The sequence below is a fragment of the Commensalibacter communis genome (assembly GCF_947179015.1).
GTDB lineage: Bacteria > Pseudomonadota > Alphaproteobacteria > Acetobacterales > Acetobacteraceae > Commensalibacter > Commensalibacter communis.
In genome coordinates, this window is record NZ_CAMXCM010000008.1 from 45,179 (window position 1) to 60,752 (window position 15,574).

Consider the following 15,574-nt stretch of genomic DNA (forward strand, 5'->3'; position numbering starts at 1 on the left):
ATATGTATTCTTTTAAATTGATTAATTTAAGAACACATGTTAATAGGTAAACATCTTAAACTTAAAAGAATACAATAGAGAATATTATGAGTGATATTGGATATATTAGAGTAAGCTCCGAATATCAAAATACAGTAAGACAGCTTGATGATGTAAAGCTTGATAAAGTCTTTATAGATAAAACTAGTGGTGTTGATACACAAAGACCGCAGTTACAAGCTATGTTAGAATATGTCAGAGAAGACGATATTATCCATGTTCATTCTATCGATCGACTAGCAAGAAACCTTAAAGACTTAAATGAATTGGTGGATAATCTAAATGCTAAAGGAATTACCATTCATTTTCATAAAGAAAATTTAATCTTTAAAGATGATCAAGATCCTATTAAAAAGCTGATGTTCCAATTATTGGGGAGTTTTGCTGAATTCGAAAGAAGTTTAATTCGAGAACGACAAAGAGAAGGCATCGCCAAAGCTAAACAAGCAGGGAAATATAAAGGTCGAAGGAAAACAATTAATAGCGAAGCCATCGTAGAGGCTATGAATAAAGAAGGGGCTAGTTACCGAAAAACTGCTAAAGCTTTAAATATTAGCCTCTCAACGGTCCAAAGAGTAATGAAAGAATACAAACACTTAATATTATAGTCTTGTTTTCTTTTTATGATTGTATTACATATGTAATATATAAGGAGAACTATCATGTCGATGTTAAATATTAGAATAGACGATAATATTAAATCTGAACTACAAGAAATAGCAAAATTAAAGAACATTTCTCTATCTAGTCTTGTTTTATCTGCTGTAAATGAAATGGTAGAAAATGAGTTTGATTATAATCTTGCAGAGATGGCGGATAAACGACGTAAATCTAATGAGCTTAATTTTGATATAGAAGATTTATATCAAGAATTTGGTGTTTAATGTGTTTAAGATTGTTTATGAAAAAGGCTTTTATAAAGATTTAAAATCTTTTGATAAGCAACAAGCACGTTTAATATTGGCGTGGATTAAGAAAAACCTTGATGGTTCTGATAATCCAAAAGAAAAAGGTAAAGCACTCACTGGTAACTTAAAAGGTTATTGGAGATATCGTATTGGAGATTATCGTCTTATTTGTGAAATACAAGACGAAATATTGATTTTAATATGCGTTGCTGTTGGTCATCGTAAAAATATCTATAAATAATGGATAGTGAGAAATATTTGGCAATTCATTGATATACGCACTGACTATCTTTTTGGAATGGCTGTTAAGTTGTTGGTACATTACATGAAAATAGTATGATTAACGTAAAAAAATTACTAAATAATTTTTGCAATCCTTAGTTTTTAATTGCGTTAATCATTGTTGTGAATTTAAGGTGCGTTTCTTGAAACTCACTTTCACATTCAGAACCAGCCACAATACCACATCCAGCAAATAGCGTTGCCTGCTTATCTTTAAATAATCCTGAGCGTAAAGCAACCATAAATTCCCCGTTTCCATCTGAATCAATCCAACCAACAGGGCCAGCATACCATCCTCGATCTATCTTTTCATGATCTCTTAGAAAACTCATTGCTGTTTTAGAAGGTATTCCACCTACTGCTGGGGTTGGATGAAGTTGACTGATAATATCTAAAATATTTTTATTGCTTTTGATCTGACCTTTAAAATTTGTAATTAAATGTTGAACATTAGGTAATTTATGCAGTGACGGATTATCATCCATATGAATATCAGAGCATAGAGATGTTAATGTATCTTTGATTGTATTGACAACAAGCGCATGCTCGGTAACATCCTTTATACTACGCAACAATTTCGATCCCAACACATAATCTTCTTCAGGGGTATTTCCTCTTGGTGCAGTTCCAGCCAACGCCATTGTTTGAAAATATCCAGATTTTGCAGAAAATAAGATTTCTGGCGTGGCTCCTACAAAATAAGAATGATGTCGACTAAAAGCAAATATACAAGCTTTTGGATTATTTGAGCGAAGTTTATTAATAACTGTGCTCAATGAAATTGGTTGATCTGTTTTCAGATGAATAGAGCGAGCAATGACAACTTTTGTTAATTTTTGTTGACGAATATCATCTAAGGCTTGATGAACTAGATTAGACCAATTTTCTTTTATGCTCGTTTCATCTTGTAAATTGCATTTTACTGTTGATTGTAACGGTGTAGATGGCTTTTTTAAATTAATTTGTGTCCAGAATTTCTTTAATTCTATTAGGCGATTTTCAATATTTGATTGTGGTGTAACAAGGTCAGATATAATTAAGTCATTTGCTTTTGTTAAATTGGAATAAATCAATATAGAAGGAATGGTTAATACTGCATCAGGAAAATCTTTCCATAATTCAGAATGGCATTGATGTATATCAAAACGAAAGCCTCCAATGGCTATTGGTCGACCATTTCCTGTGGTAATGGCATCTGATATTAACGCTTTCCATGCATCGGAAATTAATGAAAAACGATTAATTCCTTTGGCTATTAACTCGTGGGCGATACCAAACCCAATCAGTGAATGCCCACTATTCCCTAACCATAAATTAATGTCTGAACGTTCTTTGTTTTTTTCTAGCAAATCAAGAATATTTGGAGAATCTATAGATAACCTTGTGACAGAAAGAACATGACGATTCAATTGCTTAGCTTTTTCTTGCGCTAGGACCAAAGATTTATGAATGAGATCAAAATCCATCTTTTTTCTCCTTCGTCTTATCGAGTTCTCGCCAATGTAATATTTGTGTATTGATATACCATTGAATAATATGTTCGAATAATGCTGTTATGAATTCGCTGGATATTTTTGCTTCTTGAGCCCAAGACCGACGATCTTTTAACATGACTTTAACACGCTCTGGTGCTGGTATATCTGCCTCTGTTTTCTTATAATTTGCCGCAGTAAGCACATAACCCAGTCTACGAGAGAGCAAAGTAATAATTTCTTTATCAATGGCGTCAATTCCAACGCGCACATCTTCAAGATTTTTACATTGATTAGGGGCTTTCATTTTACTAATCCTTATATTTATGGAAAACTATTGCCATAGGAATGGTCAAATAGACTAAGCTTACTCGTGATAAGTTCGATTATTTCTTTAAAACGAGTATTAATAAAAAAATGCTTGCCTTTGAAAGAATATATATCAAGCTTATGCTTTGTATAAGCAGACCAATCGAGAGCTTCTTGATAGGTTGCTTCTGTATCATTATCTCCAACTAAAATAGTAATAGGCATTGATAAAAGTGTTGGTGTTTCCGTTGAATATGTTTCAATGGCTTTATAGTCATTTCGAATAATTGATAAAATTATTTCGCGTAATTCTTGATTTTCAAAGACTTCTCCGGAGGTTTCCGAGACACGTATAACTTCTCGCATTAACGCTTCATCCGTTGAACAATGAAACATAGTTTTACGAGTTTTTGTTGGTGCTGTTTGTCCAGAAATGAATAAATGCTCAATAAACACGCCATTTTTTTGGAGCATACAAGCAACTTCATACGCAATTGTCGCACCCATGCTATGTCCAAATAGAGCGATGTGACTGTATTTTTGCTTTTGAATAGTAGTTGATATTTCTGAAGCAAGATTTTTTATGTCTGAAATAGGTTTATCATAAATGCGATCTTCACGCCCTGGATATTGAACGCCAATCAAATCAATAAAAGAAGGAATAAATTGTGCCCAAGAACGAAAAGCCCCAATGCTCCCCCCAGCATGAGGGAAACAAATTAATTGTAATTCAGAAGAACTATGATTAGTGATAGGTCGAAGCCAATCAGAATGAATGGTTTTGGTATAGAAATTCATAAAACCCCTTCCTCTTCAACTGTATTTTTATTAAAAGTTATATGTTTAAAATCGGGTATCCATTGTTGAATATCTTTAATGGTTGTCTGCGGGGAAAGAATATTTGCAGCGTAATGTATTCCTATGGGAACATCATCTTTACAAATTGCTAATGCAGCACTGGCAGACACAGATGCACTTAACTTTGCACCTGAGCCCGCGTGAATAATACTGCTCATTATACAGGATTGACCGTATTGTTTACCTTGCATTTCAATGGCCAGTAACTGAAAAGGCGTTCGACCAACAGTATCCAAAGCATTTGCTTTGATTAATCCTTCAACAAATTCATTTGGAACAAGTTCTGTTTTATTATTACTCATTGCAATGACTGAAATATAATCGAGAACATGTTTATCAAAGAAAATATTAAACCAGTCACCATGTTTGATACTTAGATCTTTACATATATGAACCAATTCATTGCTTATAAAAGGATAAGCATCAAAAGGGGGAACACCAGAAAGCTCTCGGGATACAAATGGAGAATATGGACTTGATTTAATGCCTCCTGCTCGAATACATGCCCCTCCACGACCAAACCCATTAGAAAGACTAATGATAAATTCTTCAGCACCAGCAGGAGAAAAATAATCTATTCCTCCAGAATATCCAACAATTTGGTCAATCTCATCAAAATTCTCTGCTAAATCCCGAGGCAGTAAACCAGAAAGCCCAGGTAACATTCCTGCTGCTAGAATAGCGGAAGTATTTTGATTTTCATGGCTTACAAGAAGATTATAAAGCGTTTCGTCCCCACTTGGATCGATATAATGGGCACCAACCTCCAGTGCTACCGAGGCAATTTGATCCAAAATACGATAACTTGGTCCGATACAATTAATAATAATGTGGCAATTTTCACAAAAATGAACAATATCTTCTTTCTTGGTAATATCGACTTCTGTAATTTCAATCATATTGATATTATCTTGAAATAATATTTCTGCTTTTTGCTTATCACGCACCGCAAGATTTAAACGGCTATAATTGAATAGATTAGCCACTAATTCTCGACCGATAAAACCTGTTGCACCGACAATACCAATAGACGGTATATTCTTCGTCATCATTTCTTTTCCTTAATTTGTAAGCCAAGTGCTTGAGCAATAGAAGCAACATATAAGGAAGACATACAACTGAAATGATCTCCAGGAACGTCGATGATATTTAACCCGTTTGAACAAACAGCAGTCCAATAATTAGACATTTCATCATTCATTTTGGGTAAAAATTGTGTTTCACCTGTTTGACGAACAAAGATCATTTTACCGTCATAAGGCTCAGTATGATGGCTTGCAACTGCAGCCAAACTGCCTTTAATAAGCTTATATTGACTAGTAATACGCTGAATATCGCTGAATTCTGTTCCTGAATGACGCATATTATTTTGGATTGCTTCAAGGCGTTCTTGTTGAGATTTTTGAGCTAATGCAAGGATAGATTTTTTTATCTCACCACTACTATGTTGTGCTGCTTGTAGCAGAGCATTTTCTGGAATTTTTTGTGGATTTTTATCAAGAATAGATTGAATAAGCGTTTGCATACCAAGCTCGTCTTGGGGGTACCCAATTTCGAATAGATTTGCTTGCATAACCCTAGCAAACACATATTCTGCTAGCAAATCATCTTCTATAATAAATGGTACGCGATAGCTGCTAATAATGCTCAGCTGCTCTACATGAATACCAATTGCTGGTAAACGCCTCGCTATTTCTGTTGCCAGTAATCCACCCAAACAATATCCTACAATGTGAAGTGTTTCCCCATTTTGAATATTTTTTTCAAGTAGCTCAACAAATTCATCTGCTAATGTAGAAATGGCTGTTTGTGGCTCTTTCATCAAAAGCGCATTTGGTGTTGTTAATGCTAAACCAATCACAGATTGATCATCTTTAATCTTCTCAAGAAGATTTAAATAAGGAGCCAATGTTCCACTGCCATCATGCACAAACAATAAGATTGGCTTTTTAGATCCTCGTTTCAACTCAATGAATTGAATTTGATTATTATCCCCTATGTTTTGTTGATTTTTCTCTAATAACGTGGCCAAAGCACTGATTGTAGGTTCATTAAGAAGTTGTCTTAACAAAATGTCCCATTCTACTTTACTGGCTGCGGGTATTTTATCTCTAAGACGTGCAATGACTTGTGCAATTAATAAAGAATCACCACCCAACTCAAAAAAACTTTGATCGATGCCAATATCATTAACTTTCAGTAGTGAAGACCAGATTTCTGCAATTTGTTTTTCAAGCTCACTCTTAGGTTTCTCACCCACAGTTTTATGCTGTTGATGTTGGTTTACAGCTAATTTTGCAAGAGCTGCACGATCTATCTTAGCATTCGTAGTCAAAGGCATCTCATCAAGAATATGAATATCTGAAGGAATCATGTAATCAGGTAGATATGTTTTTGCATGTTGTTTAACTTCTGCAAGAGAAATAGATTTCCGATCTGATTTAAAACGGGCTGCAAATACATGCTGACCTAAATCTGGGAAAACATCATGCCCAGCAGGTATTCTAACAAATTCGGTTGCACCAGCTTCTTTTAAATAATGTTCCCATTGTTCAGTTGTTAAAAATGTTGTTTGATGCTCGACACGACAATCTGTGAATCCTGTGAGCCCTTCTTTGAACTCCATAGAAGTCATAATTTGATAGTTATCTTTGGTCGCTTCTATAAAAATTAACCATCCACCCGGAACCAATATTTCACGTAAGCGCTTTAGCACATTGAGCGCGTGCTGTGAATTGTGAAGAACATTGGCACATAAAACAATATGACAAGAATTTGGCTCAATTCCTTGGGGTACGTGATCGGTATTAATGTCAAATAATCCATATTTGACCCATGGGAATTGATTCAGTTTTTTCTCAGCTTCGTTTAAAAAGTACTGAGATACATCTGTAAAAAGATATTCAACATTACGATTATTAAGCGTCGGTATCAGATCCATACTTGTTCCACCAACGCCTGCACCTACTTCTAATAATCTTGTTGGTCCATCATTAAGGGAAATAATCTGATCAACCAAAGCGCAAACCGCACCATTCATGATCTGACTTACAAGATTATTACGATACGCACCATCAGCGACTTCGGTTTTTCCCTCTGGAAATAAAAGATGAAGAGGATCTATTTCATCTCTCATTAACCCATCAAGGTTGTTATGACTGAGTTCTATATAATTAAGAACATCATCCCCCCATTTAATTTCTTGGTTTAATTCTTTAATTCTAAACCACAATAAATCGACGGAATGATGGTCAACATGGTCTTGACAATAATAATGACCAGAATCATCAAGTCCAAATAATCCCTCTTTTACCAACACATTAAGCCAACGCTGCAAAAGAAAGATATTGCGTTCTGATACCTGACAATTGTGGATTATATCCTCAAATTTACCTAGTTTTTTGATTGAATTATCACGGCAAATCATTCTTGCCATAGAATAGAGAGAAACTTTCTCCAACGTTACGGCCAGCTCTTTAACTTTTGCAAGATCCATATTTATCGTAAGATTTTGAATAATATTTTGAGTAGCAGGTTTGATTTGAGAAATAGATTGATCCTTTGTCTCAACAATCTTACTTTTGATAAATCCAACTAAGCGTCGATCATGATTACTTTCTCCTAATACAACAACAGCTGCGCCGCCAATATCTGGATGTTTTTCTAAAGCTGCTTCAATTTCAGAAATCTCAATGCGATGCCCACGAATTTTTACTTGAAGATCTTGCCTGCCAAGAAATTCGATATTTCCATCAGAAAGATAACGTCCAAAATCGCCAGTACGATATAGACGCTCTTTTGTGACAGGATGATAGATAAAACGCTCTGCTGTTTTTTCAGGATCATTTAGATAACCCAAAGCCAGCCCTTTGCCTCCTATATAAATTTCACCGACCACATAATCCGGACATGAGCGAAAACTTGCATCTAAAATATCAAAAGATTGATTAGAGAGCGGTTTACCATAAGGAATACTCTTCCAATTTTCCGGTACATCTTTAATTGGATAGTAAATTGACCAAATCCCAGCCTCAGTTGCACCGCCTAAGCTGATTATTCTCAAATCAGGAATAAAAGAACGAATACGTTCAGGCAAAGATATCGGAATCCAATCCCCTGAAAGCAAGGCAACACGTAAAGATGACAAAGCTATATTCGTAGAAGCCCCTTGTAGATATTCCGTTAAAATGTCAAGTAAAGCGGGAACAGAATTCCACAGGGTAATTTGCCATTTTTCAACTAAATTTGCCAAATATGCTGGATTACTGCGTCGAGACGCTTCTGGTAAAATTAATGTTCCACCAACCCCTAAAACACCAAAAATGTCATAAACTGATAAATCAAAATCAAAGCTCGCTAAACCTAAAATACGATCTTGATGCCCTACATCAAAACGTTCATTAATGTCGTCAATCGTATTTTTTGCTGCCTCATGTGTAATCATAACTCCTTTTGGCAATCCCGTTGAGCCAGAGGTAAAAATAATATAAGCAAGATCACTTGGTTTTCGTTCAGGAATAGAAAATTGCTGAGGTTTTTCATCCAGAAGAATATCAGTAACATTTATAATATGGTTTGTAACACCATGTAATTCTTGTACAAGTCGATCATCAGCCACTAAAACACGAGGAACTTTTGCTGATTGTATAATCGCATTACGCCTTGCTGGGGGTTGACTAATATTAATAGGCAGATACACACCACCAGCTCTAAGAACCGCAAAAACAGCGATAATCTGTGCAATATTCTTGTCAATAATAACAGCAACCAATTCTCCTGGTTGCATTCCTGTTTCCATTAACTTAGCAGCTAGCCTATCTATTTTTAATGTTAATTGTTTATACGTAAGCTGATTATATGCATCAACGAGAGCAATTTTTTCTGGATATTCTTTAGCTCGCTCAAAGAAATCTTGATGTAATAAATGATTTGATAATGGTCTTAAAATAGAATTAACTTTTGATCGACGTTGTGATTGCTCATCAGGAATTTCAATATTAATTGGTTTGTTCCAATATTGTTCATCAGAAGCAATGTTACGTACAAATTTCTTAAAAGTGTGAAACATATCCGAAACAATATAATCGGCAATTACACCATCACGTATATCCCAATTAATAACTAATCCATCTTCGCTAGGGCCCACTTGGCAATCAATTATAATTTGTGGCGTTTGTGTAATACCATACGCCAGTCTGGCGCCAGGAAACAGGCTGGTTAAAGTATCAGATCCTGTTGAAAGTGAACTGGTAAATGCAATAGGATAAAGAGAAGCCTCCCTGCCACGACGACGAGTAAGTTCTCGTAATACTTCAATTCCAGAAAAATCGGCATGATCGAGATCAGACCATAATTGCTCTTGAAGCAATGCAACTTGTTCAGCAAACGAACAATCTGATATTAAATGAACATTAAGCAATTCAACTGAACTAAAATCACCAATGACTTTGTTGATATCAGGATGAATCATCGTACGTTGCATTGTCGTAAGGCTGAGGCCGAAATGCGTTTGTGCCGACCAACGCCCGATGATTTCAGCATAAATGGTTAAGATCGTAGACGATAGACCAACACCATAATTGGCTGCCAGCTGGCTCAAAACATTGACTTCTGATTGATTTAATATAAATGTTTTTCTTGAAAAAGTTGAACCAATAACATTACCAGTCAAAGGTAATGTTGGGGGCATTGGAAAATCATCCAGTTGATTAAACCAATATTGTTTATCATTACGATATTTTTGACTTTCCGTCATACGACGTTGTGCTAAGACATAGTCTCTAAAAGATATTTGAGGTGCCGGCGATGTTGATTGTTCAAAATATTTACGACTTAACTCTTGTAACAATAAGCGAGCACTTTGGAAATCACAGACAAGAAGATTGATTGAAGCATGAAGAAATGCATGCGTATCCCCTAATGTTACTTTTAACTCTATTAATGGCCACTGATCCGGGGACGCATTTCGATGGGATAATAATAACCTGAACTTTTCAACAGCCTCAACCTCGACTCCCCTTGGCTTCCCACGAACGTCGACAACTTCAATTTTATAAGGAGGCACTTTTGGTAAGATACTTTGACTACCATTACTATGAATAATCGCTCTTAACATATCATGAGTATAAATTAAGTCATGCCAAGCAGATTCAAGTTTCTCAACATTAAGCGTTTGAAATTCGAACTCAAGATATCCATGACATGCAACACCACCAAGTTCAAACCCTTGATTACGACCAAGAAGATAAGCTGATTGTAGATCTGTTAATGGAAAAGGTTCATAACGTCCTGCAACATCTGTTTCAATTAGCGTATTATTTTGTTTGATAAGATACTGTAAAATATCTTTTTTTTTCTCACGAAGTTTTGCAAGTTGACTTTCAGACAACATACCAGCAGGGGCACGATACCGTAATTGTCCATTATCTTCCCAAAGTTCAATACCTGATAATTTTAATTCTGAGATAAAATTGTCAATCATTACAAAACGCCTTCTTCTAACGATAAATCATTCTTTTGTATTGTTGCTTTAATAAAATTAGCCACCCCAGCAACAGTAGGTTCTGCAAGAAAGACACGGAGCGGTAATGTAATATGATATTTTTGATTGATTTTGGCGGTAAGGCGAGCTGCTTGCAGGCTATTTCCTCCGATCCTAAAGAAACTATCCTGTCGGTTAATTTTAATATCGCCCAACACATCTTGCCATAATTTTACAAGCTCAATTTCTGTATCACTACAAGGAAGCTCTTCAACTTCTTTATTATTATGGATTGCTTGTTCTAAAATTGGAACAATGCTGTTTCGATCAATCTTGCCATTCGTGGTTAAGGGCAATGTATCAAGAATCAAAACCGTTACAGGAACCATATAATCAGGAAGTTCATTTCTGACGAAACTTAAAATTTCTTTTTCCGTAATAATCGAAGATAAAGTGACGATGGCTGCTATATTCTGATTGGCACCCATTCCTATAATCGTGGCAATTGCACGAACAACAAAAGGATGTCGCTCTAAAGCAATTTCAATTTCTGCAAGTTCTATACGATATCCACGAACTTTAACTTGTTGATCTAGGCGACCAAGAAATTCTAACGTACCATCTGGCCAATAACACCCACGATCACCCGTTCGATACCATCGTTCATTATTAACAAATATAAACCGTTCACTACTTAACGTTAGATCTCCTTTATATCCACATGAAAGCCCATCCCCTCCAATCCAAATTTCACCAGGAACAAAATTTGGACAATCTTGTTGTTTATGGTTAACAATGCGAAATTTTTGATTAGGTAATGGAAACCCATAAGGAATTGACTGCCAATCATCGGGAACCTCTTTAATTTCCATAAAATTAGACCAAATCGCGGCCTCAGTTGCGCCCCCAAGCGCTATAAACAAAATATCTTGTTGAGATATTGCTTTCATGCGTTTTGGAAGATCAAGAGGAACCCAATCGCCAGAAACCAACACCAATCGAATAAATTCGAGTTTTTTATGAGGCTCCATAGATAAAATCGCCATTTCTAACAAGGCCGGGACGCTGTTCCAAACGGTAACTTGATGTTGTTGGGCCAAATCAAGCCAGAGGGATGGCTCTTTACGTTGTTGGTCGTCTACGATGACGAGTGCACCACCAACAGACAATAATCCAAAAATATCAAATACGGATAAATCAAATTCTAAGGCAGATAATCCAATCGCTCGATCTTTTGCATTGATATTGAATTTTTCATTAATCGCAAAGATCGTATTCCATGCCGCCTTATGTGTTATTTCAACCCCTTTTGGCTCTCCCGTTGAGCCAGAAGTAAAGATAACATAGGCTGAATCATTCACATTTCCTGTTGCAATACTAGCAAGGGGAGAAGCATTCTTTGCCAAATGAATATCTACACAAAGAACATGCTCAGACCATCCCTCCCACTTCATTCGTTCTGAAATTGTGATAACTGCCTTAACATTCGCACGCTCACATATTTTTCGCGTTCTGATTGCAGGTTGATCCAAAGAAATCGGTAAATAAATTGCATTGAGCGATAATATTCCAAGAACAGCACCGATTTGATCTACTCCGCGTGGTAAAGCAATCGCCACCACATCACCAGAACCAATATTCGCTTTTTGTAATGCGCCACCTATTCGTAATGAAAGATCCGCAAGATCACGATAGGAAACAGATCCAAAACTGCCTGTGATTGCGATATAATCAGGATTAATCCTAGCATTTAAAAAGAATCTTTCATGAATTCTATTTATTGGATAAAGGTTCGTTGTATTATTCACTTGGTGGCGTATTTGATTTTGATCAAATGGGATCGGTAAAAATACAGGTTGCTTCCAATCATCAATAATCAAAGCCCTTATGAGTTTTTCATAAGCATTAAACATGGCATCAATCATGCCTTTTGGAAATAATTCTTCTACAACATCCCAGTTTAACAAAAGACCATCTTTCGTTGGATAAGTTTGATGATCGATCCATACCTGGGGTGTTTGTGAAATCATCCATGTCGCCTTTCCAAAAGCCTCTTCTACTTCTGGCTTGATAAAAGGATCCCCTAAATTACATGCAAATACCACTGGTGCAATTCGAGCATGTCCTTGATCAATACGAAACATATCTCGTAAGACATTCACACCCGAATAAGCAGAATTAGCAATATCTTGATATAATCTATGTTGCACATCTTGAGCACGTTCCACAAAAGCAAGATTTTGCTCAAAATTCATTTCTAGTAAAATGAGATTGGTAAAATCAGCAACCATATGCGAAACAGAAGGCTCTATTTCTTTGCGGTTAAAAAGAGGGATATTTAGAAGAAATTTGGTATTTTCGCTCCAACGTGCAAGCACTTCACCAAATGCTGTGGCAAATATATTTGCTAGGGTCAATCCATAACTTTGAGCTTTTATTTGTAATGTTGCTAAATCAGCATTGGTTAAATGAAAATCCCGTCTCGTAAAGCGATGATTTTTAATCAACGTATAATCACAAGCAAGCGGTAATTGAGGACCACTCGGTAATGTCAATAAACGTTCTTGCCAATATTGACGAGCCGCTTCTTGTTGTTCTTGTTGCTCTAGGTTGATTTTTAGCAAATATTGACGAAAATCCAGAGTTAGTTTGGGCAGCTCATTTTGACGTTGAAGATAAAATAAAGCAAGATCTCTGAGGATAATTGTAAGACTAAAAACATCTGCAACTAATAAATCAATATTAATATGAAGACGAGATTTGTGCTCTGTTATTAATGTCAGTTGAACATCGATCGGATAATCTTGCTCGACAGGAAGAACACGATGGGAAAGATTATGCCTGAGTTGTTCTAATTGATAATAAGCGGATTGATTATCTTGTTCTCTTAGATCATGAATAGTCAGGTCAAAATCTACGGCCTTATTATTGATTTTTTGGTAATTATCTTCATCAAAATTCGTACGCAACATAGAATGACGTGCCAACAGATCAATAATAGCCTTGTTTAGAATTTGTGGTTCGATTTTCTTTCCATCAATTTCTAAATATAATTGGCAGCTAACACCACCAAGAGGTTGATCTTCTTTACGTCCCATCCAATAGGCTTGTTGTACTGGGGTAAGCTCGAAAGATGCATTATCATCATGGATATAGGAAATGGAGCTAGATTTATTTTTTTCTGGTCTTGCTTTTGCATTTTGTAGCCAATCATTAATTGTTGGACGAGCAATAGCTTCTTCAAACTTTAAAACGTACCCTTTCACACTTAAAAAATCCAAGGCTCTCATCAACGAAATAGAATCAAGCCCGATTTCAATCAAAGAAATATTAGGGATAATTTGCTCGACATCAACCTCCATTAAACTCGCAACATGTTCAATAAGAAGATCTTTTAATAATCTATTTTGCTGCACCAAATCCATTATATGACTTTCTTTATTTTTTCTTGTTCCAGATGCATCTTCAACAATTCTTTTCTCAGCTCTTTCTTGCTTATTTTTCCAACGCCTGTAGTTGGAAATTGATCTAAAAACTCAAATCGGTATGGAATCTTAAATGGCGCCAACCCTTGATTTTTAAGAAATAAGCGCAGATCATTTTCTGTAGTAGGAGGTGTTTTACAAAGAACAAAGGCACAGATACGCTCACCATAATATTCATCAGGTAATCCAACGATGACTGCATCGATAATTGCTGAATGTTTAATGAGAATTCCTTCTATTTCTTCAATTGAAATATTCTCACCACCTTGAATAATTTGATCTTTGTCACGCCCTTCAACGATTAAATACCCAGCAATTTTTCTAACTAAATCCCCACTTTTGTAAAAACCATCCTCTGTAAAAGAAGTCTTATTGGCTTCATTTTGCCCAAAATATCCACGAATAGTATAAGGGCCACGCGTAAGAATATACCCAACTTCACCATCAGGAACAGGATGCCCAAGCTCATCTACTACTCGCACTTCATCTGCAACAGACATTGGTTTTCCTTGTGTAGTTGTGACTATTTCCTCTGAATCATTTAAGTCTGTAAAACAAATAAGTCCCTCGGCCATTCCAAACACTTGTTGAAGTTTGCATCCTAATGTTGGCTCTACTTGGCGTGCGGCTTCATTACTGAGTCTAGCCCCCCCAACCTGTAAGACCTGTAAACTTGGAATGTCTGGTTTGAATATAGAAGCTGCATTGAGCCAAACCATTGCAAGCGGGGGAACAAGAGCAGTAACCGTAACCTCTTCTTGCTCTATCAAATCAAAACATTCACTCGCAACAGCTGATCTCGTAATAACGACATGCCCACCTGCAAGGATCGTACCAATAAATCCTGGGCAAGCCATTGGAAAATTATGTCCCATTGGTAATACAGCAAGATAAGTAGTATCTTTATTAAAATGACATGCTGCAATACAAGCACGTACGTTATAAAGATAATCTTGGTGTCGCCTTACAATTAATTTTGGAATACCTGTTGTGCCACCTGACAATTGAAAACAAGCGATATCTTGAGCATCAATTTGTGGAAGTGGAAGCGAAATCGAATTATTTCTTAAGGAGTTGATATTGATTTCCTTATCTTCTTTTCCCACGATAATTACATATTTAAGAAAAGAGAACTTTTCTTGTAATGAACTAGCTAGAATGCAATGATCATAACCAGCAATCATATCTGCCGTAATATAAGCACGCGCTTTAGTGAATGAACAAAAAGAATTTAGCTCGTTTTCTCTGTGTGCTGGCAAAGCAAAGATTGGAATAACGCCAATACGAAAAAGAGCAAAAGTAATTTCTATAAATTCTATAGAATTGGGAAGTTGGACAATAACAATATCTTTTTTCTGTAAGCCAAGATTTAAAAACCCTAATGCCAGCTCATTTACTGACTTGTTTAATGCCTCAAATGACAATTTTTTATCATTATCCGTTACAGCAACTTTATCCCCCATGATAGATGAAATTTTGTATAATTCATCCCCAAAAGTATCTTTGGTCCATAATCCATCAGCAATATAACGATCTACAAACTCTTGTGGCCAATAGGGTATATTGGAGATTTCATTTAGTGGATCGCAACTATTCATTTCAACTTATCCATAAAAATTAACCAGGGTTAATGAGTGCAATAACAATTTATTAATTGATATTGATTGTCATTCGCAAAATAATACCGAAGAAAATTATAAGAGGGAATAGAATATATTTTAGCTAACGGAATTATTTTTT

10 protein-coding genes are annotated in these 15,574 nt (G+C 35.8%); 3 read left to right on the top strand and 7 right to left on the bottom strand.

The annotated features are described in order from the left end of the window. The first annotated feature begins 86 nt into the window (after window positions 1–86). Genes PQG54_RS10560 through PQG54_RS10570 form a run of 3 tightly spaced genes read left to right on the top strand, consistent with a single transcriptional unit; the run spans window position 87 to window position 1,188 of the window. Window positions 87–647, top strand: coding sequence for a recombinase family protein (locus PQG54_RS10560; RefSeq protein ID WP_271790511.1), 561 nt, complete (start codon window positions 87–89; stop codon window positions 645–647). Between the two features lie 54 nt (window positions 648–701). After that, a complete protein-coding gene (locus PQG54_RS10565) occupies window positions 702–923 on the top strand; it encodes a DUF6290 family protein (protein ID WP_271790512.1) in 222 nt (73 codons plus the stop codon). A gap of 1 nt (window position 924) precedes the next feature. After that, entirely contained in the window at window positions 925–1,188 is a 264-nt protein-coding gene (locus PQG54_RS10570; RefSeq protein ID WP_271790513.1) for a type II toxin-antitoxin system RelE family toxin, read from the top strand. A gap of 136 nt (window positions 1,189–1,324) precedes the next feature. On the opposite strand, the gene PQG54_RS10575 is transcribed toward PQG54_RS10570, so the two are convergent. The 7 genes from PQG54_RS10575 to PQG54_RS10605 are packed head-to-tail and all read right to left on the bottom strand — an operon-like array spanning window position 1,325 to window position 15,432. Continuing rightward, window positions 1,325–2,695 (bottom strand): isochorismate synthase, encoded by a 1,371-nt coding sequence (locus PQG54_RS10575; RefSeq protein ID WP_271790514.1) that lies wholly within the window; start codon window positions 2,693–2,695, stop codon window positions 1,325–1,327. Continuing rightward, on the bottom strand, window positions 2,685–3,008 hold the full coding sequence (locus PQG54_RS10580; RefSeq protein WP_271790515.1) for an isochorismate lyase: 324 nt from the start codon (window positions 3,006–3,008) through the stop codon (window positions 2,685–2,687). Before PQG54_RS10580 ends, PQG54_RS10575 begins: the two co-directional genes overlap by 11 nt. Before the next feature lie 17 nt (window positions 3,009–3,025). Further along, on the bottom strand, window positions 3,026–3,808 hold the full coding sequence (locus PQG54_RS10585; RefSeq protein ID WP_271790516.1) for a thioesterase II family protein: 783 nt from the start codon (window positions 3,806–3,808) through the stop codon (window positions 3,026–3,028). Next, window positions 3,805–4,920: a saccharopine dehydrogenase NADP-binding domain-containing protein gene (locus tag PQG54_RS10590; RefSeq protein WP_271790517.1), complete on the bottom strand. Its 1,116-nt coding sequence runs from the start codon at window positions 4,918–4,920 to the stop codon at window positions 3,805–3,807. Before PQG54_RS10590 ends, PQG54_RS10585 begins: the two co-directional genes overlap by 4 nt. Continuing rightward, a complete protein-coding gene (locus PQG54_RS10595; RefSeq protein WP_271790518.1) occupies window positions 4,917–10,349 on the bottom strand; it encodes a non-ribosomal peptide synthetase in 5,433 nt (1,810 codons plus the stop codon). The genes PQG54_RS10590 and PQG54_RS10595 overlap by 4 nt, the downstream gene beginning before the upstream one ends. Further along, window positions 10,349–13,774 (bottom strand): amino acid adenylation domain-containing protein, encoded by a 3,426-nt coding sequence (locus PQG54_RS10600; RefSeq protein ID WP_271790519.1) that lies wholly within the window; start codon window positions 13,772–13,774, stop codon window positions 10,349–10,351. The genes PQG54_RS10595 and PQG54_RS10600 overlap by 1 nt, the downstream gene beginning before the upstream one ends. Further along, complete coding sequence (locus PQG54_RS10605) at window positions 13,774–15,432, bottom strand: (2,3-dihydroxybenzoyl)adenylate synthase (RefSeq protein ID WP_271790520.1); 1,659 nt, start codon at window positions 15,430–15,432, stop codon at window positions 13,774–13,776. Before PQG54_RS10605 ends, PQG54_RS10600 begins: the two co-directional genes overlap by 1 nt. Between the last annotated feature and the right edge of the window lie 142 nt (window positions 15,433–15,574).